This window comes from Catenulispora sp. EB89, from assembly GCF_041261445.1.
Classification (GTDB): Bacteria; Actinomycetota; Actinomycetes; order Streptomycetales; family Catenulisporaceae; genus Catenulispora.
Window position 1 is genome coordinate 96,737 of the sequence record NZ_JBGCCU010000026.1, and the last position, 25,898, is coordinate 122,634.

At 71.3% G+C, this 25,898-nt stretch carries 22 protein-coding genes; 9 read left to right on the forward strand and 13 right to left on the reverse strand.

Features of this window, described 5'->3' with window-relative positions; all coding sequences use genetic code 11:
- Nucleotides 1-121: 121 nt before the first annotated feature.
- Both ABH920_RS39225 and ABH920_RS39230 read right to left on the reverse strand, forming a co-directional pair.
- Nucleotides 122-748: a TIGR00645 family protein gene (locus ABH920_RS39225; RefSeq protein WP_370354375.1), complete on the reverse strand. Its 627-nt coding sequence runs from the start codon at nt 746-748 to the stop codon at nt 122-124.
- An 88-nt stretch (nt 749-836) separates the two neighbouring features.
- Entirely contained in the window at nt 837-3,326 is a 2,490-nt protein-coding gene (locus ABH920_RS39230) for a low temperature requirement protein A (protein WP_370354376.1), read from the reverse strand.
- A gap of 367 nt (nt 3,327-3,693) precedes the next feature.
- Here ABH920_RS39230 and ABH920_RS39235 point away from each other — a divergent pair, with 367 nt between their 5' ends.
- Nucleotides 3,694-5,628: a LuxR C-terminal-related transcriptional regulator gene (locus ABH920_RS39235; RefSeq protein WP_370354377.1), complete on the forward strand. Its 1,935-nt coding sequence runs from the start codon at nt 3,694-3,696 to the stop codon at nt 5,626-5,628.
- Nucleotides 5,629-5,634: 6 nt separating this feature from the next.
- Here ABH920_RS39235 and ABH920_RS39240 read toward each other — a convergent pair whose 3' ends face one another.
- The 3 genes from ABH920_RS39240 to ABH920_RS39250 are packed head-to-tail and all read right to left on the reverse strand — an operon-like array spanning nt 5,635 to nt 9,518.
- Nucleotides 5,635-6,252 carry a flavin reductase family protein gene (locus ABH920_RS39240; RefSeq protein ID WP_370354378.1) on the reverse strand — a complete coding sequence of 206 codons (618 nt, stop codon included), beginning with the start codon at nt 6,250-6,252 and terminating at the stop codon, nt 5,635-5,637.
- Entirely contained in the window at nt 6,249-8,327 is a 2,079-nt protein-coding gene (locus ABH920_RS39245; RefSeq protein ID WP_370354379.1) for a tetratricopeptide repeat protein, read from the reverse strand. The genes ABH920_RS39240 and ABH920_RS39245 overlap by 4 nt, the downstream gene beginning before the upstream one ends.
- A gap of 3 nt (nt 8,328-8,330) precedes the next feature.
- Nucleotides 8,331-9,518, reverse strand: a complete 1,188-nt coding sequence (locus ABH920_RS39250; protein WP_370354380.1) for a hypothetical protein — start codon at nt 9,516-9,518, stop codon at nt 8,331-8,333.
- 351 nt (nt 9,519-9,869) lie between these two features.
- On the opposite strand from ABH920_RS39250, the gene ABH920_RS39255 reads away from it, so the two are divergent.
- Together ABH920_RS39255 and ABH920_RS39260 are read left to right on the forward strand one after the other, a co-directional pair.
- Entirely contained in the window at nt 9,870-10,466 is a 597-nt protein-coding gene (locus ABH920_RS39255) for a flavoprotein (protein WP_370354381.1), read from the forward strand.
- Between the two features lie 35 nt (nt 10,467-10,501).
- Nucleotides 10,502-11,395, forward strand: a complete 894-nt coding sequence (locus ABH920_RS39260; RefSeq protein ID WP_370354382.1) for a hypothetical protein — start codon at nt 10,502-10,504, stop codon at nt 11,393-11,395.
- 129 nt (nt 11,396-11,524) lie between these two features.
- Here ABH920_RS39260 and ABH920_RS39265 read toward each other — a convergent pair whose 3' ends face one another.
- Entirely contained in the window at nt 11,525-12,202 is a 678-nt protein-coding gene (locus ABH920_RS39265; protein WP_370354383.1) for an FhaA domain-containing protein, read from the reverse strand.
- A 132-nt stretch (nt 12,203-12,334) separates the two neighbouring features.
- Complete coding sequence (locus ABH920_RS39270) at nt 12,335-12,967, reverse strand: NAD(P)-dependent oxidoreductase (RefSeq protein ID WP_370354384.1); 633 nt, start codon at nt 12,965-12,967, stop codon at nt 12,335-12,337.
- Nucleotides 12,968-13,173: 206 nt separating this feature from the next.
- Here ABH920_RS39270 and ABH920_RS39275 point away from each other — a divergent pair, with 206 nt between their 5' ends.
- Both ABH920_RS39275 and ABH920_RS39280 read left to right on the forward strand, forming a co-directional pair.
- Nucleotides 13,174-14,037, forward strand: coding sequence for an NAD(P)H-binding protein (locus ABH920_RS39275; protein ID WP_370354385.1), 864 nt, complete (start codon nt 13,174-13,176; stop codon nt 14,035-14,037).
- Complete coding sequence (locus ABH920_RS39280) at nt 14,034-14,684, forward strand: hemerythrin domain-containing protein (protein WP_370354386.1); 651 nt, start codon at nt 14,034-14,036, stop codon at nt 14,682-14,684. Before ABH920_RS39275 ends, ABH920_RS39280 begins: the two co-directional genes overlap by 4 nt.
- Before the next feature lie 188 nt (nt 14,685-14,872).
- On the opposite strand, the gene ABH920_RS39285 is transcribed toward ABH920_RS39280, so the two are convergent.
- A complete protein-coding gene (locus ABH920_RS39285; RefSeq protein WP_370354387.1) occupies nt 14,873-15,313 on the reverse strand; it encodes a MarR family winged helix-turn-helix transcriptional regulator in 441 nt (146 codons plus the stop codon).
- A 19-nt stretch (nt 15,314-15,332) separates the two neighbouring features.
- Nucleotides 15,333-16,007: a TetR/AcrR family transcriptional regulator gene (locus tag ABH920_RS39290; protein WP_370354388.1), complete on the reverse strand. Its 675-nt coding sequence runs from the start codon at nt 16,005-16,007 to the stop codon at nt 15,333-15,335.
- 90 nt (nt 16,008-16,097) lie between these two features.
- Between ABH920_RS39290 and ABH920_RS39295 the strand changes: the two genes are divergently transcribed.
- Together ABH920_RS39295 and ABH920_RS39300 are read left to right on the forward strand one after the other, a co-directional pair.
- Nucleotides 16,098-16,940 (forward strand): NmrA family NAD(P)-binding protein, encoded by an 843-nt coding sequence (locus tag ABH920_RS39295; RefSeq protein WP_370354389.1) that lies wholly within the window; start codon nt 16,098-16,100, stop codon nt 16,938-16,940.
- 41 nt (nt 16,941-16,981) lie between these two features.
- Complete coding sequence (locus ABH920_RS39300) at nt 16,982-17,581, forward strand: HutD family protein (protein ID WP_370354390.1); 600 nt, start codon at nt 16,982-16,984, stop codon at nt 17,579-17,581.
- An 81-nt stretch (nt 17,582-17,662) separates the two neighbouring features.
- Here the strand turns inward: ABH920_RS39300 and ABH920_RS39305 are convergent, their stop codons facing one another.
- The 4 genes from ABH920_RS39305 to ABH920_RS39320 all read right to left on the reverse strand — a co-directional run bounded on the left by ABH920_RS39305 (nt 17,663) and on the right by ABH920_RS39320 (nt 23,021).
- Nucleotides 17,663-19,834 (reverse strand): hypothetical protein, encoded by a 2,172-nt coding sequence (locus ABH920_RS39305; protein ID WP_370354391.1) that lies wholly within the window; start codon nt 19,832-19,834, stop codon nt 17,663-17,665.
- Between the two features lie 199 nt (nt 19,835-20,033).
- Entirely contained in the window at nt 20,034-20,609 is a 576-nt protein-coding gene (locus tag ABH920_RS39310; RefSeq protein WP_370354392.1) for a phosphatase PAP2 family protein, read from the reverse strand.
- The gene (locus ABH920_RS39315) at nt 20,606-21,949 is read right to left on the reverse strand and encodes a diacylglycerol kinase family protein (protein ID WP_370354393.1); all 1,344 of its coding nucleotides are present in this window, start codon (nt 21,947-21,949) and stop codon (nt 20,606-20,608) included. Before ABH920_RS39315 ends, ABH920_RS39310 begins: the two co-directional genes overlap by 4 nt.
- 217 nt (nt 21,950-22,166) lie before the next feature.
- Nucleotides 22,167-23,021 carry a DUF1206 domain-containing protein gene (locus ABH920_RS39320; protein ID WP_370354394.1) on the reverse strand — a complete coding sequence of 285 codons (855 nt, stop codon included), beginning with the start codon at nt 23,019-23,021 and terminating at the stop codon, nt 22,167-22,169.
- A 227-nt stretch (nt 23,022-23,248) separates the two neighbouring features.
- On the opposite strand from ABH920_RS39320, the gene ABH920_RS39325 reads away from it, so the two are divergent.
- Both ABH920_RS39325 and ABH920_RS39330 read left to right on the forward strand, forming a co-directional pair.
- Complete coding sequence (locus tag ABH920_RS39325; protein ID WP_370354395.1) at nt 23,249-23,716, forward strand: DUF6884 domain-containing protein; 468 nt, start codon at nt 23,249-23,251, stop codon at nt 23,714-23,716.
- A 141-nt stretch (nt 23,717-23,857) separates the two neighbouring features.
- Complete coding sequence (locus ABH920_RS39330; RefSeq protein WP_370354396.1) at nt 23,858-25,834, forward strand: cell wall-binding repeat-containing protein; 1,977 nt, start codon at nt 23,858-23,860, stop codon at nt 25,832-25,834.
- Nucleotides 25,835-25,898: the final 64 nt, after the last annotated feature.

Genomic DNA, 25,898 nt, shown 5'->3' on the forward strand with positions numbered 1-25,898 from the left:
GCAAGAGAATTGGCAGCGTCCTGAGTGTTGCGCCGGGGGTGGGGGTGGTCAAGATTTAATCAATTATTAATTCCAAGGCTGGCCGGATTCGGACCACCTCGTCACGGCAGCCAGGCCTCGTCTAGGCCCGTGCCTCTTCGGCGCCGTCGTGCTCGACGGCCGCGGCCACCGGGTGGTCGTCGTAGTCGTGGCGGTCGATGAGGTGCGCCATCACCGCCAGGATCAGGGCCGAGACGACGAAGGCGAGGTGGACCACGGTGCCCCAGAGCAGCGCCTTCGAGGTCGTGTGCTGGATGTTGACGAACATCTGGAGCAGGTGGACCGAGGAGATGCCGACGATCGCGGTGGCCAGCTTGACCTTCAGCACGTTGGAGTTCACGTGCGAGAGCCACTCCGGCTGGTCGCGGTGGCCAGCCAGGCCGATGCGGGAGACGAAGGTCTCGTAGCCGCCGACGATCACCATGATCAGCAGGTTGGCGATCATCACCACGTCGACCAGGTTCAGGACGGTGAGCATGACGTCGCTCTCCTCCAGCTTTCCCTCGATCACCTGCCGCACCAGCGGAAGCAGTTCGTGGAAGAACTGGAAGACGTAGACGCCCTGCGCCACCACCAGGCCGAAGTACAGCGGGGCCTGCAACCAGCGGGTGGCGAACAGGACGTAGCCCAGCGACGGCGTGCCCGGCAGCCCCGGGGGCTGCGGCAGGCGGCGGAGCCGGGTCGGAGTGGCGACGGTCATTCCGGTCATGCCTGGTGGCTCCCGTGACTCGTGACTATGCGGGCATCTTTCATCATCGCCTATTGACAAGTCCCCTTTATGAACGACACGCGGTCGGCTACGCGGCCTGTGCCCGGACCGGATGCACGGCCCGCACCTCCTCGTGCACAGCCCGCCGGTGCGCGCGGCTCGCCGGCGTCATCGCGTGCGCCACCGCGGGTACCGCGGCGGCCCCGGCCAGCACGGCCAGCGCCGGCACCACCGGACGTCCCACCACCAGCGGCAGCACGGCCACGGTCGCGGCGACCGACAGCCACGGCGTCACAGCCCGGCGCTTCAGCCCGAACCACATGGCGCACGACGCCGCGAGATACGCGGCCAGCCCGAGCCCGACCGCCGCCGCCTCGGCCGAGGTCAGCCGCGGCCCCCACGGTGGGTGCGCGTCCCGGGCCACGTCCTCGGCGATGGACCGCAGCCCGACGCCGAACGCCACGACGCCGGCCACGACCGCGAGATGCAGCCCGTCGTAGTGCAGGTGCCGGAAACGGTGCTGGACACGCGGCTCCGCGTGGTGCAGGCGGTGCTCGGCGTAGTGCGTCAGCGTGTCGAAGTACAGCCACCACATCAGGACGCAGATGACGAGGGCGATAGCCGTCACCGCGATGAGCACCGGACCGATCGGCGTGTCCGCGAACCTGGTGCCGACACCGTTCAGGGACATGTCCAGCCCGAGGATGACCAGGAAGGCGAACCGCTCGGAGAGGTGACCGGCCGACGCGGCACTGCGGCCGCGCGCGGCGGCGCCGACGGCCACCGCTTCGCAGCCCGCGGCGCCGATCCACAGCGCCGGCGCGGCCGGACCGCCGACCAGCACCGCCGCGGCCACGCATCCGGCGGCGCCCAGCCCGCAGCCCGCGCTGAGCAGCGCACGGCGGGTGGCGGCAGCGCCTCCCAGATGGCTCAGCGTGGCGGCGGATCCGAGGCGGACGACGAGATACGCCGCGAGGAACAACAACAGCAGGCTGCCGACATGCGTGCCGGCGAAGGCGCCGGGCGTCGCCAGACCGAGCAGCACCAGTCCGAACAGCGCGGCCACGTGCAGGCGCCGCAGCGGTCCGTGGTCCGCACGGCCGGCGTTCGCGGCGGCGCAGAACGCCGTCCAGCAGTAGTAGACGGCAGCCAGGACGAGCAACGCACGCAACGCGCCGCCGGTGCCGGGATGTCGAAGCAGCAGGCTTCCCACCTGCGCGAAGGTGAAAGCGGTCATGAAGTCGAAGAAGAGCTCGAAGCCGCAGACCGAGTGCTGGGGGCCGGTCGCGTGCGCGGCCGCCGCACGACGGTGTCGGTCCACGAGGTAGACACCGGCCACCAAAGCCAGAAGCAGCAACACCACGACGCCTACCGGCCGGCCGTGAAGCATCGGATAGAACGCGGCGGCGCACAACGCGCCGCAGATCCGCGGCGCGTCGGGACGCCAGACGGTCAGCCCCGAGAACAGGGCCTGTCCCAGCAGGCACATCGCGATGCCGCCGGACAAGCAGGCCAGCGCCGTACCGTCGACGGCCGGTCCCCACACCCCGTAGACCCCGGCGGTCTTGTGCGCGCCTTCCAGCCCCGCGGTCTGCGTGAACGCCGTGCGCATCCCTCCGGCGGCCAGGACCAGCCCGCAGAACATCAGCATGTGGCCGTAGACGTCGCCGAGGCTGTGCGCCATCTTGCGGGACTGACTCAGCGCGACGTTGCGGGGGTCCACGACGCGGCGCGCCGGGTCGACGAGCGGCTCGTACAGCCAGTACATCAGGCAGGCGACGATGAAGGCGCCGAACAGCAGCAGCATGCCGGCCGGCAGGCCTGGTCCGCCGATGCCACGCTGCGCCGCGATCTCCAGCAGCTCCAGGCACAGGCAGCAGCCGACGATGTAGGCCGTCGTGTAGCGCTCGCGGTAGGCGCGGGCGCCGTGGATGGCCCAGTGGTCGACGCGTGATCCGATGCCCAGGCGGCGCGGGAAGGGGATCGCGGTCAGCGAGCACAGGATCATGGCGACGGCGTAGCCGGCCAGGAGCCAGGCGGACTCCCCGGAGCCCGCGTGCAGGACGGCGATCCAGGTGAAGCCGGTCATGGTCAGCATGAGGGCGACCACAAGCCCTGCGTTGCCGCGCCAGCGGCGGTCGGCCAGGCCGAGGTGGATCCACATGCCGAGCGCACACAGGCCGGCGGCCGTGGTCGCGCAGCCGAACAGGAGCGGGCCGTGGAGCAGGCCGCGGGCGGGAGTGAAGGCTTCGTGGACCGAGCCCGCCATGAGCAGGAAGGCGCCGGTGTTGGCCAGGTAGAGCGCCCGCAGGACGCCGTCGAGGGGCACGATGCCGGTGGCGCCGGCCGCCATCTGCCAGAACAGGACGGTGACCAGGAGCAGGGTCACCGCGTGCAGGGTGCCGGCCTTCGCGCCGTCGTGGAGCAGGAGGCCGCTGGTCTGGTTGAGGAGGGAGACGAAGGTGATGTCGAGGAGGAGTTCGACGGGGTCGGACTTCTCGTCCGGGTCCCGGACCCGGGCCGGCGGTGCCGCTACGTGGTCCGCGTCGGTTGAACGGCGGTCCCGCTCCGAAGACACAGCGCCTCCACCCGCTCGCGAACCTTTCCGCGATCCACCTTGCCATGATCCTTGATCCGCGATCATGCGGCGCACCGGTGAAAAGTGGAGTTTTTCAGCAATCCTCGGGTGAAAAGCGGTCGATGCAGACGCCGAGCTTCACAGCCGCCTTCAAACCCAAAACATACCGTTATAGGACTTTGGCTGCTATCCATGCCGAAGGAAGGTATGGGTATGAATCGAATATCAGCATTCTTTCAAAGTCGGTGCGCCGGGCTCGTGCGAGGCGGCCGCCGACACCGACACCCCGCCGCCGACTCGGCGCCGTCGTGCCGCCTCCGAGCGTGCCCCGATGGCGTGTGATCGCGTGGCGCCGGATACGGACTCGGTGACCGCCAAATCCCGGGTACTCGATCACATCCGCCGCGCCCACGCCGATGCCGACACTCTGCTCCGGGACGCCGCGCGGCTCCTCGATGCCGCGGCGGCGCTCGCGTTGAGCCTCGGCGATGCCGGACAGGCGATCGAGCTCGCGGAGCGCGCCTACGGGTTGACCGGGGGTGCCGCGCAGGAGCTGAGGTGGTTGTTGTCCGCTCTGGTGGAGGGCGGTTCGGTACGGCGGGCCGGGGCGCTGGCCCGGCGGGTCGACGAGCTCGAGGTCGCCGGGCTGGATCCGGACGAGCTGGTCGTCCTGCGGATCCTGCTGTCCCAGGCGGCGGCCCTCGGAGGCGACAGCGCTGCCGGCCTGGCGCAGGCCGACGCGGCGCGGGCGATCATGATCGGTTCCGCCCTGGACGAGGCGACGCGCTCGCGGCTCGATCTCGTCCACGCTGAACTGCTCCGCCTCGGCCCGGCGGCCGACGGCACGGCGAGCCCCCGCGCGCTCGCCGGACACGCCATGGCCACCGCCTCGATCCACGAACTGCCCGAAGTGGCCTGCGAATCGTGGTTGCTCATCGGCCTGCTGGCCCGGCCGCACGACCTGGTCGAGTCGACCGGCGCCTTCCGTGCCGCGCGCGCCACCGCGCAACGGCACCAGCTCGCGTTCCTGCGGCTGCGGGCCCAGCTGGAACTCGGCATCGACGAATGGCTGATCGGCGCCGGGACCGGCCGGCTCGAGCTCGTCGCCGCCGAGGCGAGCCGCAGCCGGTGCTCGGCGGTGCAGTGCACGGCGTCCGGGATCCTGGCGCTGGACCGGGTACTGCGGGGCGATCACGCCGCGGCGGCCGGGCTCATCGGGCCCGCCGAGGCCGTCGCGGTCCAGGCCGGGCTGGTCGGGCAGCAGCGCCTGCTGTCCCTGGTGGACGCGGTGTCGGCGGCTCACATGGATACGGACGCGGAGGCGGCCTGGCGCCGCTTTACGACGTGCGGGACCGGCAGCGGCGGTGGCGGCAGCGGCATCGGCGGCAGCAGCAGCAGTGGCGGCGGCAGTGGCAGTGGCGGCGGCAGCAGCAGCGGCGGTAGCGGCGGCAGCGGCGGAGGTGGCGGCACCGGCGGTGACGGCAGCGGTGGCAGGAGCAGCACCGGCGGCGACAGCGGCGGCAGCAGCGAGGGCGGCGGCGGCAGCAGCGGCGACAGCGGCCTGACCGGCCACGGCCTCGCACTGGCCCGCGCAATCAGCGCACTGATCGACGAGGACCGCCCCGCCGCCCGCGACGCGCTGGCCGCCGCCGTCGGCCAGCCGGCCGGGTTCCTCGGGCTGCCGCCCGCCTGGGTCGGGATCGACCTGCTGCTGGCCGCGGTCGACGGCGAGCCGGTCGGCGAGCCCGCCGAGGAGATCCTTGCCCGAGCCGCCCGGGCGCCGCTGTGGAACCGGCTGTTCCTGCTGCTGGCGGGCGCCGTACAGCTGGGACGCCGGGGCGCTGGACGCGCCGCCGCCACCACCGTTGCGGCCGCCCGGACCATCGGCGCACCGTACCGGCTGGCCTGGAATCTGGGGCTGCGGCTGGTCTCCGAGGCCGCGCTGCGCGACGGCTGGGGCGAGGTCGCCGCGTGGCTGCGGGAGGCAGGCGAGTACTTCCAGGTGCACTGCCACGTCGCCGTGTCCAACGCGTGCCGCACCCTGCTGCGGGCCGCCGGCGCCCCGATTCCGCAGTGGCGCAGCGGGCGCGCCGAGATTCCCAGCAGGCTGCGGTCCCTCGGGGTGACCGTCCGCGAGTACGAGGTGCTGACCGTGCTCCAGGCCGGCGGCGGGAACCGGCGGATCGCCGAGGTCCTGCACATCTCGCCGCGAACCGTGGAGAAGCACCTGGCCAGCCTGCTGACCAAGACCGGGAAGCGGCATCGGGCCGAGCTGGCCGATCTGCTGGCGCGGTCCGGGTGAGGCACGTCAGAGTGACGCGGTCCGCACCAGGCCGCCGGCGTAGTGCAGGAGTGGCGGCGCGATCGGCCCGACGCCGTCCCGGTACCACAGGGGCGCGCCCAGCAGCAGATCGTGGTCGCCGGCCGGCACAGCCGACCGCACGGCGCAGACCACCGCCACGAGCGCCTCGTCGAGCACCGGCACGTCGTGCACGACGTGGAACGGCACGTCTCGGAACCGGTCGGCGTCGGCAGCGGCGAAGGCCTCGGCCACAGCGTGCTGACGGGCACTGAGCACGTTGACGCCGAAGACCGGCCGCTCCGCGATCGCGGCGCGGGTGCGGCTGCCCCGGCCCAGGCACACCAGCAGCAGCGGCGGATCCAGCGACACCGAGGTGAACGCGGTCACCGTGCAGCCCACGGGCCGGTCGGCCATCCCGGTCACGACCGCGACGCCGGTCGCCCACCGCCGCATGAAGCACCGCAGCGCCCAGCCGTCGACGGGCGCGGCGGTGATGGCGGCGAAGGTGGCGGTGGCGGCGGGGTTGGCGGCGTTGGCCGGGTTGGCGACGGAAGCGAGCGCGGCAGGCGCAGCGAGCCCGGGGCCGGGCCCGGACCGGCCCGGGCCCGCCGCACCGGAAGTCACCGCACGCCCGCGGGGGCCGCGGCGTGGCACCGGTCCAGGCCCGCCTGGATCTCGGCCCGCGCCTCGTCCGGTGCCACGCTCAGCGCCTCGGTGTAGGCCCGAACGGCGTCCGGGTCTCCGCCGGCCTCCAACACGGCACCCAGGTTGAACCACAGGTCGGAGTTGTCCGCCTGGAACCGTAGCGCGGCGCGCAGATCGGCCGCGGCCGCGGCGCGGTCGCCGTGCTGGAACGCCGCCTCGGCCCGGCCGGCCAGCGCCGGGACCAGCTCCGGATCGGCGGCCAGCGCGCGGCCGAAGTCCGCCGCCGCGGCCGTCGGATCGCCGGCCGTCAGCCGCTCCTGCCCGCGCAGGCACAGCAGCTCCGGCTGGTCGGGCTGGAGGTCCAGCCCGGCGGCCAGCTCGCGCCGGGCCCGGTCCGGCTGCTCGGCGTCCAGGAGCAGGCAGATCAGGTTGGTCCGGGCCTGGATCTGATCCGGTTCGAGTTCGACGACGTAGCCGAAGTCCGCGATCGCCCCGGCCGTGTCGCCGAGCGCGGCCCGGATGTCGCCGCGGTTGTAGTGGAGTTCCCAGAACGGCGGCGAGATGGCGATCGCGGTGTCGCAGTCGATCAGGGCACCGGCGACGTCGCCGAGTTGGCGTCGGGCTTCGGCGCGCTCGAAGTAGTAGTCGGGATAGTTCGGGTCCACCTCGACGATCTGGTCGAAGTCGCCGAGCGCTTCCTCCTTGCGGCCCAGGGCCAGGCACACCTTGGCCCGGTTGTGCAGGAGCACGGAACGGTGCAGCTGGTGGGCCCGCTCCGGCAGCTCCACCGACAGCCGGTGCGCGCCCTCGTCGACCAGCCGCAGGGCCTCGTCCAGGTGGCCCTGGTGCATCTCGATGAGCGCCAGCCCGTTCTGCTGGAACACTGTCTGGAAGGCCCGTTCCGCGGGATCGGGCAGCAGCGTGGCGATCGCGATCGCGTTGTTGATGTGGGCCCGGGCGACCCGGTGGTCCCGCAGCTCGGGAGGGTGGTGCCGGGTGTAGAGCATAGCCAGCGCGTAGCTCATGGACATGTGCAGTTCCGGGTCGGCGAAGCGGGCGCGCAGCTCGTGATAGGTGGGCTCGCCGACGAGGGTTTCGCCGAGCGCCACGTGCGCCGAGCTGACCCGGGTGCTCAGAAGCCAGAACTCTTCCATGCGGGTCGCGGGATCGACCAGGGCCCGGCCGCGCAGGCCCAGCTCGATGACCATGCGGTAGAAGCCCATGGCGCCGCAGTGCCGGGTCGCGTCGTACAGCGCCTGGACGCCGGCGCCTGCCGGGTCGGTGCCGTGCTCCAGGTGGTACGGGATCGCGCCGAACCACAGGCTGCGCTCGCCGCGTGCGTCCAGTGCGGCCGCGTGCTCCTCGTGCAGCCGTGCCCTTTGGTCCGGGTCCGCTCGGTCGTAGGCGGCGCGTTCGGCGGGATCGGTGCTGGTGCCGTCGGCTTCGATGAAGGCGTGCAGCAGCGCGTCCTGGTCTCTGGCTTCTGAGTCGGACGCGGACGCAGAGTCGCGCACAGACGGGGGCACGGCGACGCGTCGCGAGTAGCGACCCAGATTCGCGACCAACTCGTCGGACAGGTCCTCACCCCGGGTGGCGACCACCACGCGGATCCGGTCGGCCGGGCAGCGCCGCAGCAGGATGGCGAGAAACTCCTGGTCGGTGTGGTCGGCGTCCTCGACGCGGTCGAAAGCCACCGCCAACGGATCCGGCTGCTCCGCGGCGAACGCCGTCAGCAGCTCGACCGCACCGTGCGCCAGCCGCCGGGTCCGGTTCGCCGGATAGATCCGGGTCCGCTCGGCCGGCGACGCCAGCGAGGTCAGCGTCTCGGGACCGGGCCCAACGAGGTCGGCGAGTTCCGGGGCCGCTGAAAGGATCTCGGTCAGATGCGCACGGACCAGATCCGGTCTCGCCTCCTGGATCCGCGGCACCAGGACCCGCAGCAGCGAACCCATCCCGGTGTAGGGGCCGCGCAGGCCGCGATGGCAGTCGACGCGGATCGCGCCGGCCGGATCCTGGGCCCGCCCGGCGCCGGTCTGCCATTCATGGGCTGTCATGTGCTACTCCTGTCGTGATCTGGTGGAACGCCATCCGGCCAGCAGCGGCAGGACGACGAGTTCGGCGGTCAGCATCAGCACCGAGGCGGCCGAGTCGCCGATGCCGACCACGCCGCCGTGCCCGGACAGCTCCGACGCCGCGCGGCGCAGGAACAGCACCAGGACCGGGAGCGCACCGAGCACCGTCGTGGCCACGAGCGCGACCCCGCCGAGGACGCTGAGCAGCAGGAACACCGGCGCGCCCCGCCGGTCGCGGGGGCTCCACACGTCGTCGGACCAGTCCGCCTCCGCTGGCTGTGGGCGGCGACGCAGCCAGCGGAGCCGGTGCAGCCAGTGCAGCGAGTGCAGCCGGTGCCGCAGGTACGCGCGCGACGCGCTGGCGAGGTCGACGCAGCCCAGGGCGGTGGCGGCCACGAAGTACAAGTCGGTTCGCAGAAAGATGAAGAACTGCCACACGACGCGGAGCAGGACCGTATAGGCGACGGCCACTGCCAACCTGCCGAACAGCGACTGTCCGAGCGCCGCGGCGGCCAGCACCAGCAGCGAGTACAGCACGAGGTCGGCCAGAATGCCGGCCAGCATCGGCAGATACCGGCGCCGGGGCGGGACCCCCAGCAGCCCGTCCATAGACGTCTCGACCACCACGTAGAAGTACCGGCGGCCGACGGACATGCGGGAGGCCAGCCCGAGCCGGCGGGCGGCCAGGACGTGGTACCACTCGTGCCACAGCACGGCCGGGGACTGCAACAGCGCGATCACCAGTTGCACGACGATCAGGTGCGGGACGAAGAACAGCTGCGCCGGATGCGGACGCAGGGTGGGCCGCGTCGCCAGCGCCCAACCGGCGGCGGCCGCCACCGCCGCGTAGACCGCCCACGCCGCCGGCCCGAAGGCGAGGCGTCCCAGGCGCTGCCAGCGCGGCGTGGGAGCGATCGCGACCGGCTCGCCGTCGGCGCGCACGAAGCCGACCTCGCGCATCGACTCGACGAAGTCGTCCACGTCCAACTGCTCGCCGTACTCCCCCTCGTACCAGGCGGCGGCATCGGGGACGCGCATGCCGTGGCTGAGCCGACGCAGCAGTTCGGCGCCGTCCGCCGGCAGCTGAACGTACGAGTCGTTGTCGACGCGGCCGACGGTCACACCGTCGCCCTCGGCGATGTAGGTGAGCGGATGGAACTCCAGCTCGGACATCAACGCCTCCTCCCAAGCCGGTCGCTCGGCCGGTCTTCCTCCGCCACGGTCGCGGGGCCGCCCCGGCGTTGGCGCAGGGCGGCCGGCGCGCGTGAACTCAGCAGCAGCTACCGCAGTACAGCGGGGCGGAGCTCGTGAGCTTGATGGACCCGGTCTTGCGCACGCTGATCTTCTTCATTCCTGTTCTCCTCACGGTCGGTGCGGCGGACTGCCGCGACACGATGTGACGCTCGCACCGCACGAGGAAGCCGGACACCGGCCCGACCCCCCGGATTCCGCCGCGCCCCGCCACCGAATCTGGGGGCTGATCCCCCATGCGCGCGGCCGGCGGGCCCGACCACGCTGACCCCCATGCGAGATGACGCACTATCAGTGATCGTGTGCGGATCCGGATCGTCGATCCCGGCCTACCTGATCTGGCTGCGCCAGGAGATGGACGTGCCGCTGCGAATCCTGCTCACGCACAGCGCCGAACGCTTCATCCCCCGGCAACTCGCGGGTTTCTACGCCGACGAGCTGTTCACCAGCGACGACCCGACTCTCAACCCGGCCGAGCTCGCCCACCGGTCGCTGGGCGTCGTCGTCCTGCCGGCCACCGCGAACATGCTCGCCGCCGCCGCACTCGGCCTGGCGGGCACCCCCGCCCAGACCGCGATCCTGTCCAGCCCGCGCCCGGTGATGTTCTTCCCGAACATGAACAAGGTGATGTGGGAGAAGCCGCCCACCCGGCGTCACGTGGCCCAGCTCCGCGACGAGGGGCACATCGTGGTGGAGCCGCAGCTCCGGCCGACGTTCGAGCTGTGGCAGCGCCGCAACGTCATCGGGCCGACGATGCCGACGCCGGAGCAGGCGACGGAGCTCATCATCGAGTGGGTCGAGGCTCGGCTCAACGAGGTGGAGGTGGACCAGTTGGACGAGGTGGACGAGGTGGACGCCGAGAGCGTGTAGGCGCCCCTGATCAGGGATCGTCTACGCTTCCGCACGTGGCGTTCTTCCTACGAACGTGGTTCTGGCGAGTACTGGGGATCGCGGCGCTGGCGCTGCTGGCGACGGCGACTGCGACGGTCGGGCTGGTGACCCCGTTGGTGATGCTGGGCATCGCCTTGGTCGGGCCCGGCATCACGCGCCAGGCGACCATCCGGCTGCGACGCGCGCCGGTGCGGCTGCGCGCACGACAGGCTTTCATCGAGGCCGAGGCCGCCAAGTCGTGCAGGAAGCTGTTCCGGCGCGGGAACTCACAACCGAAGCAGCTGCGAAAAGCCCCGTCGACGCAGCCCTCTGCGACACCGTTCACGGCCCGACCGACCGTCGTCTACAACGTCGCGCCCGGCGAGTACTCGCGCACCTGCAGCGAGCTGACATGGACCGGCACCGCGTTGACCCTGACCGACCGCCGCGGCGCGACACTGACGTGGACGACCATCCGCGGCGGCGTACTGCGCGGAACCCGCCTACGCCCCTACGCCCCCGCTCCCGACCTCGGCGACCTCCTCGTCGCCGAACTCGTGGTCACCAAACCCCGCCTCCTACCCCTGGACCGCGTCCACCTGCTCGACCGCTGGTCCCGCCGCCTGACCACCGTCGCCGTCGTCGGCTTCACCGAGGACGACCTCGCCGCACTCGCCGCCCACGCCGGCGTGGCCTTCACGCTCTACGAGATCCCCTCCCGCGTCAAAGCCACCCCCGAGACCCTGGTCGCAGCCCTGTTCCCACGCTCGGTCCGCTACCGGCGCCCGGCAGGCATCGGCCCCGAGTGGCGCTGGCTGGAGCGCGTACGACTCGTCGCCCGGATCCTCAAGGCGATGGCCGAGGATTCGCTGTGGGACCCCCAGGCCGATCTGGCCGCCCGGCGCGCCGGGAGCAATCGGCGGTGGTGACGATCTGCCGTTGCTGACGGCTCGGAGCATCAGCGGCGTCAGGGAACCGGGGCCGGCGGCGCGTGGAAGCCACGCCGACAACGCGGCCCTCCGCCACAAAAACGACCGTGCCGCCAGGCGGACACTCGTTCAGGCAGCGTGGAACGTCACGCGGACGCCTCCGAGGCCGATCACGGCTCCGTCGGCCAGATCTGCTGTGCCGACGCGGCGGCCGTCCACGAAGGTTCCGTTCGTGGAGCCGAGGTCCTCGATGCTCGCCGAGCCGCCGAGGCGGATCGCGGCGTGCCGTGATGAGACTCCCGGGTCCTGCAGTCTGACGTCCGCGTCCGGGCCGCGCCCGAGGATGATCAGCCGCGTGGTCAACGGGATCTGAGACCCGTTCACCTCGAGCCAGGGAGCCGTCGCCCGGCGCGCGGTGGAGCCGGGGAACTCGCCGGCCGGCAGGGCGGCGCTGCTGACACGGCACACCCCGACGGCGAGGTCCTCGGCCGGCTCAAGCCGCACCGCGGGCGGCCCGACCAGGAGGTAGCGCTGCTCATGCGCGTGGGCGCGAACCGCTTCGTTCAGCTGAGCCGCCAGCTCCGCGGCGTGCGGGGCGAGCCGGGCGAAGTCCTCGGGAGCCACCTGCACGACATAGTCGTTGGCCGCCACCGAACGCCCGTGCCCCCGGGCCACGACCGTGTCATCACACTCACGCCGCAGCTCCGCGGCGACGTCCGCGGGCACCAACTCGGCCTTGAAGGCACGAGCGAAGCCCCCGCTGATCAAGTTGTCCAGTCGCCGTTCGACACGATCAAGCATTCCCATTCGGCACCATCCTCCCGCGTACACACCATACGCGCGGTCGGACCGGCATTCGATCAGAGCGCGGCGCGATCCCGGTAGGGTTCACCCTGACAGGCGCTCGCGGACAGCATTCCTCGCGCCGACACGGGCGACCTACTTGGCGTCGAAGACCACTGCGATCTGACGGATGAAAGCGTCGCCCACGGCAGCGCGGAGAAGGAACTCGGCGACGTTCGTGCGCGAGGTCGAGGGGAAGATCGGCGTCTTCTTGACGTCCTCCAGCACGGCGGTGCTGTAGCGCGTGCTGTCGCCGTTGTTCAGCGCCCCGGGATATTCGAGGGTCCACTTCAGGCCGCTGGCCTTCAGGAGCACTTCCGAGGCGGCCTTGTCCGCATAGGTCTTCCGGAGCATGGTTCGGAAGAGCGGGCCCACGAGAAATGACGCCTTGGCGAGGGAGTCGCCGACTCCGAACGCGGACAGCAGGACGAAACGGTCGACGCCGGAGGTCTTCGCGGACTCGATGACCGCGCGGACCATGTCGGTGATCAGCGTCGGGGTCTCGCCGGCGCTCTTCACTCCGAGTGTGCTGATGATCGCGTCGTGGCCGTGGGCCGCCTTCGCGATCACGGCGGCGTCGGTGACGTCACCGGTGACGAGGTGAGCGCGCGGGTCGACGGACGAGCCGGCCCGCCGAACGACGGCGGTGACCTCGTGTCCCTCGTCGAGCGCCTTCTTGACGAACAGGGCACCAGTGCGCCCGGTCCCTCCAAGGACAAGAAACTTCACGGTACTTCCCTCTCTGGATTCCGTCAGGATTATTGACAATGTAGTCAGCTTAGCTGACGAAGTCAAACCGACGTCGAACGCCTGCCAGGTGCGCAAATCGCGTGATACTCCCTGCACCTGCCGCTGTTGCCAGCAGCTCGAACGCATGACTATGGTAGTCATGAAAGCTGACCAGTTGGCAGACCGAGAGCAAAGGACCACCACCCATGATCTTGATCACCGGAGCCACCGGCACCGTCGGTTCGGAAGCCGTCAAAGCGCTGCTTCCCGCCCAGGCCGGTCGCCTGCGGGTCCTCACCCGCGATCCCGACGCGGTCTTCCCCGACGGCGTCCAGAAGGTCGTCGCCGATCTCGGAGACAGCGATCTGACACCCGTGCTGGACGGCGTGCACGCCGTGTTCGCGATAACCCACGGGCTCACCATCGCCGCACACGACCAGCGGCTCGCGGCCGCGGCACAGCAGGCGGGCGTGGAGCGGATCGTCAAGCTCTCCGTGCGCAACGTCGGGCACGACGGCACCGACCCGATCACCACCCTGCACCGGGCCGGCGAGGAGGCAATCCGGGACAGCGGCGTCGCATGGACCTTCCTGCGCCCCACCGCGTTCATGTCCAACGCGCTCAACTGGGCGGGAATGATCGCGGCCGACCAGGTCGTGTACGCGCCGTTCGCCGCCGGACGGGCCGCCGTCGTCGACCCGGCGGACATCGCGGCGGTCGCCGCGGCCTGCCTCACTCAGGACGGCCACCACCACCGCGTCTACGAGCTCACCGGCCCCGAAGCGCTCGGCCCCGCCGAGCAGGTGGCACTCCTGGGCGAGGTGCTGTGGCGCGACCTGCGCTACGTCGAAGCCGACCCGGCCGGCATGGTCGCGCAGATGGTGACCTACGGCGTGCCCGAGGAACAGGCGCAGGCCGTCGTCGAGCTGTTCCGCTCGACCATGGAGCCGTACAACGCCGAGCCGACAGGCGATGTCGCCGAGGTCACCGGGCGCGCGGCACGCAGCTTCCTCGACTGGGCCAAGGCCCACCGCGCGGAGTTCCCCGCGCCCACTGAGGAGTCGCGATGAACACCGCCGGGACCCCCGTCGACACCCACGAGATGGTTCTGATCCACCGCGTCCTTCGACGCGAGTTCGGTCAGCTCCCCCGACTGTTCCGCGCCGCCGCCGACGACCGGGCCCGGTCCAAGGTCGTCGGCACCCACGCCCGCGAGATGCTGGACTTCCTCCACACGCACCACACCGGCGAAGACGAACTGCTCTTCCCCTTGCTGCGTGCGCGAGCCGAGCTCGACCCGGAGCTGATGGACCGGATGGACGCCCAGCACGCGCAGGTCGACGACGCTGTCAGGGCCCTCGAAGCGGACCTGCCGGCGTGGACCGCGAGCGCTGACGCCGCCGCCGGCGAGCGGATGGCGGCCCGCGTCGAAGCCACGATGCCGACGCTGATCGCCCACCTGGCCGAGGAGGAGCAGAAGCTGCTCCCGATCGTCGCGGTCACGGTGACGCAGAGCGAGTGGGACGCGCTCGCCAAGCACGGCATGAGCGCGATTCCGCTCACCCGGCGGTTGGTCATCCTCGGCCACATCACCGAGGAGGCCAGTGACGCGGAGCGGCAGCGGTTCATGCAGGTCGTGCCGGCGCCGGCGCGCTTGGCCTACAAGCTGATCGGCCACCGCCAGTTCACCCGCGAAACCACCGCGATCCGCGGCTGACAGTTCCGCGACCCGCGCCGCACCACATCGCACCGCGGGGCAGCGCACCACACCCACGGACGACGGGCCGTCGCACAGCGATCACCGCCGCGGTGCACCGCAACGCACCGCGCCGCACCGCGCCGCAATCACCCGCCAAGACCGCAGATGGTCAGGATCATTGATGAGGGCAGGCCGAGCCGTGGCCGTCAGGCGTAGGGATCGGTGATCTCGCGGAGCTGATCGAGAATCTGCTGCAGCAACGTGAAGTTGCGGGTACCGAGGTAGGTCTTCCACTCCGCGTAGATCTCGTCGAGCGTGGCCATGGCCACCTCGACGGCCCGCTTGCCGCGCTCCTCGATCACGATCAGCCGGGCCCGGCCGTCCGTGGGGTCGGGGACCCGGCGGACGTACCCCAGGTGCTCGAGCTGGTCGACCATCACGCTGGCGCTCTGCTTGGTCATCTGCGCCTGATCGGCGAGGTCCTTGAGGCGCGAGCCGTCAGGGCCGACGCGTTGGAAGACCCGACACTGGGCGAGCGTCCAGTCGTCGAACCCGGCATCCCGCAGGGCCCGGAAGAGCCGGTCCTCGGTATACCGGTAGGGGATGAACAGCGACACCCCTAGATCAACCCGTTGACCGTCGTCCATGCCACCCCTCGCGAACTAGTCAGGCATCGTTACTACCGTCAGCATACGGCATCACCGGCGGTAAACAGCCCTGATCCTGGATCTGCGCGATCTGCGCGATCACGGTGTCGATGGCGGCCTCCAACGCGTCGGTGCTGCGCTGGGCCTGCGCGAGAATAAGCCCGCCCTGCACGGCCGCCAAGAGTGCGAGGGCGAGCCGGTCGGCGTCAGCCTGCGGACGCAAGGTGCCCTCCGCGACCATGCCGAGCAGACCCTCGCGAATCACCGCGGCCCACGCGGTGAAACTCGAGGCCAGGGCGTCGCGGGCCCAGGCGTGGTGGTCGGACAGCTCGCTGGACAGGTTGCCCAGCGGGCAGCCGCCGGCACCGTGCTGCCGCCGGGCGGCGTCGACGACGACGTCACGCCAGGCCCGCAGCGCGTCGACGCTGTCGAGCCGAGCCAGCAGCGGGGCCTGATTCGCGAGGATCGCCTCCGTCTGGAAGGCGATGACGGCCCGGGTCAGATCGTCCTTGTCGGCGAAGTAGTGGTAGATCTGCGAGGAACTCACTCCGGCGGCGTCCCGCAGCGCCGGGGTGCTCGTGCCGGCCGCTCCGTACCGGTACATGAGATCCGCGGCCGCCGCGATGATCCGGTCGCGGGTCGCACGGCCCTTCCTGGTACTCGGCGCGTCCTGTCTCGCCGCCTCTGTCGCCATCGCTCACTCCCAAAACTGGATTTGACGATCCAATTTTAGCGGCTCTAGATTGGATTGAGCTATCCAATCTGGGCGACGAGGGAGAACATCATGATTCTGGTAACCGGCGCGTCCGGAAAGGTCGGTTCCGAAGCCGCCCGCCTGCTCGGCGCACAGCGCCACCCCACCCGAGCGCTGGTGCGCGACGCGGCCCGCGCGCCGCAGGCCGACGTCGAGATCGCCGTCGGCGACTTCGACCGCCCGGAGACGCTGGACGCGGCGATGCGCGGCATCGAGACCGTCATCCTGGTCAGCCCGGCCGTTCCGGCGCAGGAGATCGCGGTCATCGCCAGCGCCGCGCGGCAGGGGGTGCGGCACATCGTCAAGATCACGAGCAAGGCGTCGGCCGACTCCCCGGTCGAGCGCCGGCGCGGGCAGGCGCAGATCGAGGCGTACCTGGAGACCTCCGGCCTCTCCTACACCCTGCTGCGGGCCAACGCCTACATGCAGAACCTCCTCGCCCTGGCGCCGACCATCAAACAGACACGCGCCTTCGTGATGTCCGCCGGCGACGGCCAAGTCGGCATGATCGACGCCCGCGACGTCGCCGCCACCGCCGCGAAGGTGGCGGTCGAGCCGACGGCGCACGCCGGCCGGGCCTACTGGCTGAGCGGCCCGGAACTGCTCAGCTACCACGATGTCGCCAAGGAACTGTCCGCCGCGCTCGGATACACGGTCGAATACCGCCAGACCACACCGGCCGAACACCAGACGGCGATGGTCCGGGCCGGCGTCCCTGAAACCGTCGCGACTTCCAACGCCCAGGCCTTCGGACTGATCGCCGAGGGCGACGCCGCATGGCTGTCGGACGAGTTCGCAGCGGTCACCGGCACCGCGCCGCGCTCGCTGCGCACCTTCATCGCCGACCACATCGCGGCCTTCACCGAACGCTGACACGAGCCGCTGCCCGCACCGACGCACTAGCATGGATCTTGATGACTCTGACACTGCTCCCCGCGGCCGACCGCAGCGCGACGCCTTGGAAGAACGGCGGCGGCGTGACAAGGGAGGTCGCCGTCGCCGGGCAGCCCGGCGAAGGCGGCACGCTCAGTGACTTCCTTTGGCGGATCAGCCTGGCGGACATCGCCGCCAACGGTCCGTTCTCGCCGTTCGACGGCTACGACCGCCTCATCACGCTGGTTCGCGGCGCGGGCATGCTGCTGACGATCGACGGGGTCGAGCACCGCGTGGCCGATCGGTTCGAACCACTCGCGTTCTCCGGCGGCAGCCAGACCGACTGCGCCCTCATCGACGGCCCCGTCGTCGACTTCAACGTCATGACGCGCGCCGGCGCGGCGAAGGCGGACGTGACGTTCGCCAACCTGCCGGATCCCCACGCCGAAATCCGCGTGGCCCTCCACGACGCACGAAGCGTCGCGATCGCGGTACTGGTCGAAGGCCACGCCGATGTGCGGTGCGGCACGACCACGACCAGGCTCGGAGAACTCGACGCCGTTATGGCACGCGGCGAGCGCTTCGAGATCACGACGGCGACCCGAGCGGTCGTCGCACTGGTACGAATCGACGAGGCCTGAGTCGCCGACGGCCATCGGCTAGCGGTCCCGCGAAAACGGCCCGGCATGACCACGCCGGGCCGTCTGCTTTCCCTCAGGCGGTCAGCTCGGAACCACCGTCGCCGTATCCATGTCCGTGGTGCCGCCGTTGACGGCCGGGTACACCTGGAACCGCAGGGACGAGAGCGCCTGCGGGACGGTGTAGACGACCTTGTAGAACGTGTAGCTCCCCGCGGCCACGCTATAGCTCGTGCAGGCGTTCGTATTCGGGCCCAGACCCCACAAGCAGAAGGTGCCGCTGGTCGTCCCACCCTGGGACGAGAGCCACACAGTCGCCGTGTAAGAGGTGCCCGCCGCGGCGCTGACCGGTACGTCCTGGTAGACCGAGCCGCCGGAAGCGTTGGTGTTGAACGCCAGGTAGCCGCTCGCGTCCTGGGCCGGTGCCGGGGCGCCGGCGGAGGTGTTGTAGTTCACCATGTTCACCGTGCCGCCGGTGGGGACGAAGCGCTGCCAGCCGGTGGTGTTCTGCTCGAAGGAGCCGGCGGTCAGCTTGTTCGCGACCAGGCTGGTGGTGTCCAGGTCGGTGGTGCCGCCGTTGACGGCCGGGTAGACCTGGAAGCGGATCGACGAGTACGTCGACGGCAGGCTGAGGACCGCCTGGAGCTGGGTGTAGCCGGTGCCGACCGTGTAGTTGTGGCAGCTGTTGACGTTCGGTCCCAGGGCCCAGGCGCAGAACGTGCCGCTGGCGGTGCCGGACTGCGCGGCGACCCACGCCGTCGCGGTCCACGAGCTGTTGGCCGCCGAGTTGACGGTGACGTCCTGGTAGACCGAGCCGCCGGAGGCGTTGGTGTTGAAGGCCAGGTACCAGGTGCCGTCGTGGGCCGTGGCCGGGGCGCCGGCGGCCGTGTTGTAGTCGACCATGTTCACGGTGCCCCCGGTCGGGACAAACGCCTGCCAGCCGGCTGCCGATCCCTCGAAGGACGGCGACTGGAGCAGGTTGCCCCCGGTCGCGCCGGCCGAGGCGAACGCCGTGCTGCCGTTGGGCGTGCCCAGGCCGGTGGGGCCGTCGTAGCCGGGTCCGGCGGTGCAGAAGTAGGCGGGGCTGCACGTGCCGTTGTTGCCGGTGGTCACGTCGTTCAGGGCGGCGGTGTGCTGGTAGGGGTACTGCGACGGCCGATCGCCGCTGCCCGGCGTACCCGCCAGGGCGTAGACGGACGCGATGATGGGCGACGCCGCCGAGGTGCCGCCGTAGACCTGCCAGCCGGCCGCGCCGTAGCTGTCGTAGACGGCGACGCCGGTCGCCGGGTCGGCGACCGCGGACACGTCGGCGACCATGCGCTTGGCGCAGCCGGAGTCGGTCTGCCAGGCGGGCTTGGCGTCGTAGCCGGAGCAGCCCGAGCCGGCGCCCTCGGTGGTGCTGGTCTTCCAGACGCTCTCGGTCCAGCCGCGCGCGTTCGAGGCCCGGGTCAGGCTCGTGCCGCCGACCGCGGTCACGTACTGCGACGCGGCCGGGTACTCGACGCCCGCGCTGTACGCGCCGTCGCCGGAGGAGACGGTGATGGCCACGCCCGGGTGGTTGAAGTAGGAGCTGTCATAGCCGGCGTCCGAGGCGCTGTCGCCCCCGCCCCAGCTGTTGCTGACGAACCGCGCGCCGAGCGCCACGGCCTCGTTCTCCGCGGTGCCGAGGTCGGCCATCGTCGAGGAGTTCGCCTCGACCAGCAGGATGTGGGCCGACGGCGCGATGGCCGAGACCATGTCCACGTCCAGCGAGATCTCCCCGGCCCAGCCGGAGTCACCGGTCGGGTAGCTGGTGCCGCCGCTCTGGTTGACCTTGCGGAAGCAGCCGTTCGCGGTGGTGCACGCGCTCAGGCCGTACTGGCTGCGGTAGGCGGCGAGGTCGCTCTCGGCGTTCGGGTCGTCGTAGGCGTCGACGATCGCTATCGTCTCGCCGGCGCTGCCGCTCCCGGAGAGGTTGTAGGCCGAGCGCAGGTCGGTCGGGCCGTATCCGGACGGGGTGGCGTTCGGCACGATGGCGTCCGCCTTCACCGCCTGGATGTCGGTACGGGCCAACGCCATACAGGCCATCCGCCCGTCGCTCGGCGCGGCACACAGGCGCTTGACCGCGACCTGGTGCCCGCTTGAGGACGCGCTGCCCGGGACCGGCCCGGACGCCGCGAGGGCGCTCTGGGCGGTACCGATGGAGAGCGCGGCGGCGGTGAGGGTGGCGAGTGCGATCAGGGCTCTGACCGCGCGGTGCTGGTGGGGTGTTTCCACGAAGGCTCCTGGAACGGCGGGGACGGTGGCGTGGAACGGCGCGCGCACAGTGAATCAGGGTACGAATTCACTGTGGGCGATGGTGAAACTACTGGCCGTTCGACCGGGGTGCAAGAGTCGTCCCGACCCCGTCCAACCCCCGTGCGGAACCAAGGGCGCCGCAGCCCCCTGTGAATCAGTGAATCAGAACTCGAATACGCTACCCGCGCGCCGGGGAGGCGCCGGTCTGCATCGACCGGCTGGCCTTGAGCACCAACGCCGCGCTGGCCGCGCCGAGTACCGCGCCGCCGGCCACGTCGCCGGGATAGTGCACGCCGGTGTGGACCCGCGAGTATCCGACGATCGCGGCGAGCGCTCCGAGCGGGGCCGCCATGCCCGGCAGGACCCTCCCGACGGCGACCGCGAACGCCACCGCCGATGCCGTGTGCCCGGACGGGAACGACGCCGAGTGCGGCATCACGACGTAGCGCCTCGGGAACAGTCCCGGTTCGGCGCGCGGGGGCCGGGGCCGGCGTGCCAGCCGCTTCGCGAGCAGGTTGGCGGTCACCGAGGCGACACCGACGGCGCCGAGGCCGGTCGCGGCGGCCAGCCGCGGCCGTCCGGGCCGGACGGCGAGCGCCGCGGCGATGGTGAACGAGATCTTCGAGTGGTTCGCGAGGCGCGAGAGCGTGCGCACGGCCACGTCGACGGCGTCGGGAGTGGGTGTGCGAGCCACCGCGGCGTACGCGCGCGCGTCGAGGTCCCCGAGCCTGCGCGTCAGGGGATGGCTGGTCATCGGTCGTCTCCCTGGTGCGCTTCGGTACCGAGGCGGCCGAGGGCCAGGCCCAGGATGGTGCGCCATTCGGTCCGCAAGGGCCGGGGCGGCGAGGTGTCGGGCCGGCGGCGCGGCACCTGGACGCGCAGTGCGCCGGGGCGGATCGTGCAGACCACCGGGGTCTCCAGGCTCAGGGCCTCGCCGTCCACGGCGACCGGGATCGCCGCTTCGGCCGCCCCGACGCGCACCTCCCGGGCGTCGCGCACGGTGACGGCTCCGGAACCGGCGCCCAGCAGCGCCATCTGGGCCGCGCTGAGCGCACCGTCCACCCGGACGGCCACCACGCCCAGGACCCCGCGGTCCAGGCGCGGACGGCGTCCGCCACCGAGCGTGCCGGACTCCAGATAGGGGTTGTTGCTCACCAGCAGCATCTGAGGCGTCGGCAGGCGGTCGCCGTCCACGTCCACGGTGAGCGCCGCGTCGTCGCCGGGGAGCAGGTCGGGCAGGCTGTCCAGCGCCGTTCCGGCCTTCGAGTCCCGGTACCGCGGATCCTGGACTATCTCGGCGTAGGCCCCGAAGGACGCCGTGTTGACGAACGGCCGGCCCGCCACGGTACCGAGGTCCACGCGCAGTTCCACGCCGTCGCGCAGTGCGTCCAGGCCGGCGGCCGGGTCGTCGCGGTCCAGGCCCAGGTCCATCGCGAAGTGGTTGCGGGTGCCGGCGGACAGCACCAGGAACGGCAGGTCGTGCTCGGCGGCGACGGCCGCCACCAGCGCCTGGGTACCGTCGCCGCCGGCCACTCCGAGCAGGTCGGCGCCGTCGGCCACGGCCTGGTGCGCCAGTTGTGCGACGTCTTGATCGGCTCCGGGGTCCAGCAGGATCACCCGGGCGCCGAGGGATTCGGCCTTGTCCACCAGGGCGAACTCACCGACCTTGCCACCGCCGGACTCCGGGTTCATGATCAGCACCGGCCTGCGGGGGCGGGCCGAGCGCCGGTAGCGGGGCCGCGCGAATTCCGGCGGGTGGTCCAGGCCGCGCACCGCTGCGCGCGCACAGACCAGCCCGGCCGCCCCCGGGAGCGCGACGGCGATACCGTCGCGCCAGAAGCCGACCGCGACGGACAACGCCACCAGCGTCACCGGTGCGGCCACCGCCAGCACCGCGCCGAACCGCCTGAGCGCCCCGCGGCGTGCGACGAACCACCAGGCGCCGGCTCCGGTCAGCAGCAGCGCTGCTAGGACCGCGACCACCATGGTCAGACCGTCGAAGAAGACGACGGCGATCACCAACGCGACGAGCGCGACGAACAGGCAGACCACCGCGATCCGGGCCAGGGCGCGGCATCGGCGGTCGACGGTCACTCGGCACCTCCAAGCGGACGCCGGGCTTGCAGGGGACGGAAGGCGGCACGACTCGACAGCATGGCTCACCACAGGGGCGCTCGCGAGCGGAGCCGGAGCCGGGCCTGGAGCCGGAGCGGGACCCGGAACTGGACCCGGAGCGGGACCCGGAGCCGGCGCTCGGGCGGACCCGAGGCGGTTCTGGGACGGTTCCGGGGCCGGACCGGCGCCACGCCTCCTAAAGCCGCCGCCACCGTGCCTCGCAGAACGAGTACGCACCGAACGCGGCCAGGCCCACGGCCATCGCGATCAGGACGGCCGAGCCGAACGGGGCAGCGGCCAAAGCCCGCAGCGTGCCGTCCACGCCGCGGGCCCGCGAGGGATCGAACCTGACGGCCGCGTCGACCAAGAAGCCGCCCGCGCCGACGACGATCACCCCGCGCGCCGTCTTGCCGACGGCTCCCAGCAGCAACACCCGACGACGCGCCGCAGCGGACAACGACCCGGTCCGCAGCTCCTTCGCAAAGCGCTTCTCCAGCGCCCCCTTGATCATGACGGCACCCCCGACCACCAGCCCGATGCCGATCGCCCCGACCAGCCACCGGCCGCCGCCGTGCCGCATCAGATCGGTGGTGAAGTCCGCCGACTGCTGGTTCGACGACGCGCTCGCGTGCCCGGTGACGGTGAACCGCGCCGTCGTGTACGCCGCGACGATGTAGAGCACTGCCTTGCCCGCCGACGTGAGCCGGGAGGCGGCCCCACTCTTGTCGGCCCGCTGCGGCCGCAGCGCCAGCATCAGACGCCACAACGCCATCCCGGCGAAGCCGACGACCAGGAACCACAACACAGCGAACCCATACGGCTTGCCCGCGATGAGCTCCAGGGCACCGGAACGGTCAGCCTCCCCGGTCCGGTGATCAAGCGCGATCAACAGCGCGATCCAACCGATCAGCAGGTAGACCACACCGCGCGCGACGAAACCGGCGCGGCCCAACGCGTCCAGCACCGGCTCGCGCGACCCGACGGCCGTCGAACCACGACGCCGGGCCCATGAACTCGATCGACGCGCCCGCGGTGCGGCTCTGGTACTCATCCCGGGTTTCCCTTCCCTGCGGCCTGCTCGGAATCGGCGCGGCTCGACACCGCCGGCTCCGGGTGCCCCTGCGCCGCAGAGACAAACGCAATCAGACGCACGGATGTACGAAGGCAGGCGCGGTTGGGCTTGTGATGCAGGCGACGACTTCTGGGCTCCGCACTGTCACCCTCACGCCTCCCCTTTTGGCACTCCCCGCTGCGATCGTGTAGCTCTGTGCTATGCCAATGCCCCTCGACGATGGATCTCCGACACCGTCCCCCGCGTCCTCGCCCGCCTCGTCGACCGCAGCGTCCATCCTCCTCATCGGAGATGGAACAGCGCAGTTGAGCAAGCCCGCCGCAGCCCGCGACCTCTATGTCAGCCCACTGTTCGCCGGCCGACGCGCCCAGGCCGAGGCAAGCGGCGTGCCGTGGTTCGTGGTCAGTGGCCGCTGGGGACTGCTCGCCCCCGACGACATCGTCGCGCCCTACTCCTTCTCCTTCGCGCGCCAGTCAGTGAACTACCGGCGAGCCTGGGGACGCTTCGTAGCCGAGCAACTGTGCCTGGTCAGCCCGGTCGGCCGCGACACCATGGTGGAGATCAGCGCCGGCGCCGCCTACGCCGCCGCCCTCGTAGCTCCGATCCAGTACCTCGGCGCCCAGGTCCGCCGCGCGACCGAGGGCACGAACGGCCCGGGGGACGAACCGCGGTAGCCCTGCTTCGATTCATCTCAGCTCACGATTGACTTACTCGTATTCACTTCAGCTGATACCATCGCCACGCTGAACACAGCCAAGTCAATACACGAGCAAAGGCGATGCCAACTCTCGCGCTTCGCCTTCCCGGGGGAATCCATGACCATCACCAGGAAATACGGCATCGCTGTGGCATCGCTCGGCGTGCTGGCCGCGTCGATCGGCCCGTCGGTGACGACGGCGAGCGCGGCCTCCGCGGCGCACGGCGACACAATGCTCTACATTCCGGGCGACAACAGCAACACCGAGTCGGTGACCGCCTACGACCTGACGAAGCACTCCATCGCGGCCACGTTCAACACCGGTCCAGCCAGCCAGGCTGTGGTCAGCCCAGACGGATCGACCGCCTACGTGGCCCTGAGCGATGGGCACGTCACGGTCATCAACACCGCGACGAACACCATCACGACCAACATCGCGCTGACAAACTCGGCCGACGCGATCGCCTTGACGCCCAACGGCGCGACCGCCTACGTCGCCAGCACCTTCGGCAACTCGGTCCTGGCGGTCAACACCGCGACCAAGACCCAGATCGCGGAGATCACCGTCGGCAGCGCCCCCTCAGGCATCGCGATCAGTCCCGACGGGTCGACCGCGTACGTGGCCAATGCCGGCGACAACACCGTCTCGGTCATCGACACCGCGACGAACACCGTCACCGCCCTCTACGCCGTCGGCTCGATCCCGCACGGCATCGCCGTGGCCCCCGGCGGTTCGGATGTCTACGTCACCAACTCCGGCGACAACACCGTCTCAGTGCTCGACTTCGCGGCCGGCACGAAGCGCACCATCGCCGTGGGCAAAAGCCCGACCAGCGTCGCGATCACGCCCAACGGCTCGACCGCCTACGTGGCCAACAGTACCGGCGACAGCGTCTCCGTGATCGACACAGCGAAGGGGACAGTCGCCGAGACCATCGGCGTCACCTCCGGCTACGGCCCCTACGGCATCGCCATCAGCGCCGACGGCTCAACGGCTTACGCCTCCTGCCCGAGCTTCCACGGCCAAGCCGCGGCCGCGGTCATCGACACCCGGACCGAGAAGGTCACCAACACCATCACCGGACTGGAGACCGCCTCGGGCATCCCGGCGGTGGCCGTCACGTCGTACACCGGGACCGGACCCGGACCCGGACCCGGAACCGGGACCGCCGTCACCCGGCTCGGAGGCACCGACCGCTACGCCACCGGCCGTCAGGTATCCCAAGCCCAGTGGCGCAGCGGGAGCGCGAACGCAGTCGTCCTGGCCCGCGGCGACGCCGCACCGGACGCGCTGGCCGGCGGACCGCTCGCGGCCCACCTGCACGGGCCCCTGCTCCTCACCGAGCCCACCACACTCGACCCGGCCACGCGTGCCGAGATCGACCGCGTCCTGGGCGGACCGGCGTCGGGCAAGAGCATTTACATACTCGGTGGCGACAACGCGATCTCACCGGCGATCCAGACCGCGCTGAAGAAGGCCGGCTACAACGTCGTCCGCCTGTCGGGCGCGGACCGTTTCGGGACGGCGCTGGCGGTGGCCAAGCAGTTCGGCCCGACGTCCGAGGCGATCGTCGCGACCGGCCTGGACTTCCCCGACGCGCTGGCCGCCGGTCCGTTGGGCGCGGTCCGCAACGCCCCGATCGTGCTGTCCAACGGGACGGCGCTCGACCCGGCCACGGCCTCGTTCCTGGCCGCGCACAAGACGATCGATGCCGTCGGCGGTGCCGCGGGCAAGGCCGCGGCACGGCTGGGCAGCACCGGCAGGACGGTGAACGTCCTCGCCGGCGGCGACCGTTTCGCCACCGCCGAAGACGTCGCCGCCGCCGTCGTACGCACCACCGGTCACGCGCCGACCGCGGTCGGCGTGGCCTACGCGTTCAACTTCCCGGACGCCCTGACCGGAGGCGCCTTCGCTGCGAACGCCGGCGAGCCCCTGCTCCTGACCGGCAGCACGACGGCCGATCCGGGCCTGCTGGCCGCGCTCAACGGCTGGCGTTCGTCGGTGGCCGCCGTCGAGATCTTCGGCGGCAAGACCGTGATCGGTCAGAACACTGAGAATCAGATCGCCAACGCCGTCGGCGGCCACGAGAGCTGACGCCGGGACCGCGGCGACGGCAGACAGCCGGGTCAGGGGACGTCCCCTGACCCGGCTGTCGCTC

Excerpts from the sequence above, each read along its gene's own strand:
- ABH920_RS39225 (WP_370354375.1), bottom strand. The coding sequence starts at position 748 with ATGACCGGAATGACCGTCGCCACTCCGACCCGGCTCCGCCGCCTGCCG.
- ABH920_RS39245 (WP_370354379.1), bottom strand. The coding sequence starts at position 8,327 with ATGACAGCCCATGAATGGCAGACCGGCGCCGGGCGGGCCCAGGATCCG.
- ABH920_RS39250 (WP_370354380.1), bottom strand. The coding sequence starts at position 9,518 with ATGTCCGAGCTGGAGTTCCATCCGCTCACCTACATCGCCGAGGGCGAC.
- ABH920_RS39255 (WP_370354381.1), top strand. The coding sequence starts at position 9,870 with ATGCGAGATGACGCACTATCAGTGATCGTGTGCGGATCCGGATCGTCG.
- ABH920_RS39265 (WP_370354383.1), bottom strand. The coding sequence starts at position 12,202 with ATGGGAATGCTTGATCGTGTCGAACGGCGACTGGACAACTTGATCAGC.
- ABH920_RS39275 (WP_370354385.1), top strand. The coding sequence starts at position 13,174 with ATGATCTTGATCACCGGAGCCACCGGCACCGTCGGTTCGGAAGCCGTC.
- ABH920_RS39280 (WP_370354386.1), top strand. The coding sequence starts at position 14,034 with ATGAACACCGCCGGGACCCCCGTCGACACCCACGAGATGGTTCTGATC.
- ABH920_RS39285 (WP_370354387.1), bottom strand. The coding sequence starts at position 15,313 with ATGGACGACGGTCAACGGGTTGATCTAGGGGTGTCGCTGTTCATCCCC.
- ABH920_RS39290 (WP_370354388.1), bottom strand. The coding sequence starts at position 16,007 with ATGGCGACAGAGGCGGCGAGACAGGACGCGCCGAGTACCAGGAAGGGC.
- ABH920_RS39295 (WP_370354389.1), top strand. The coding sequence starts at position 16,098 with ATGATTCTGGTAACCGGCGCGTCCGGAAAGGTCGGTTCCGAAGCCGCC.
- ABH920_RS39300 (WP_370354390.1), top strand. The coding sequence starts at position 16,982 with ATGACTCTGACACTGCTCCCCGCGGCCGACCGCAGCGCGACGCCTTGG.
- ABH920_RS39310 (WP_370354392.1), bottom strand. The coding sequence starts at position 20,609 with ATGACCAGCCATCCCCTGACGCGCAGGCTCGGGGACCTCGACGCGCGC.
- ABH920_RS39320 (WP_370354394.1), bottom strand. The coding sequence starts at position 23,021 with ATGAGTACCAGAGCCGCACCGCGGGCGCGTCGATCGAGTTCATGGGCC.
- ABH920_RS39325 (WP_370354395.1), top strand. The coding sequence starts at position 23,249 with ATGCCCCTCGACGATGGATCTCCGACACCGTCCCCCGCGTCCTCGCCC.
- ABH920_RS39330 (WP_370354396.1), top strand. The coding sequence starts at position 23,858 with ATGACCATCACCAGGAAATACGGCATCGCTGTGGCATCGCTCGGCGTG.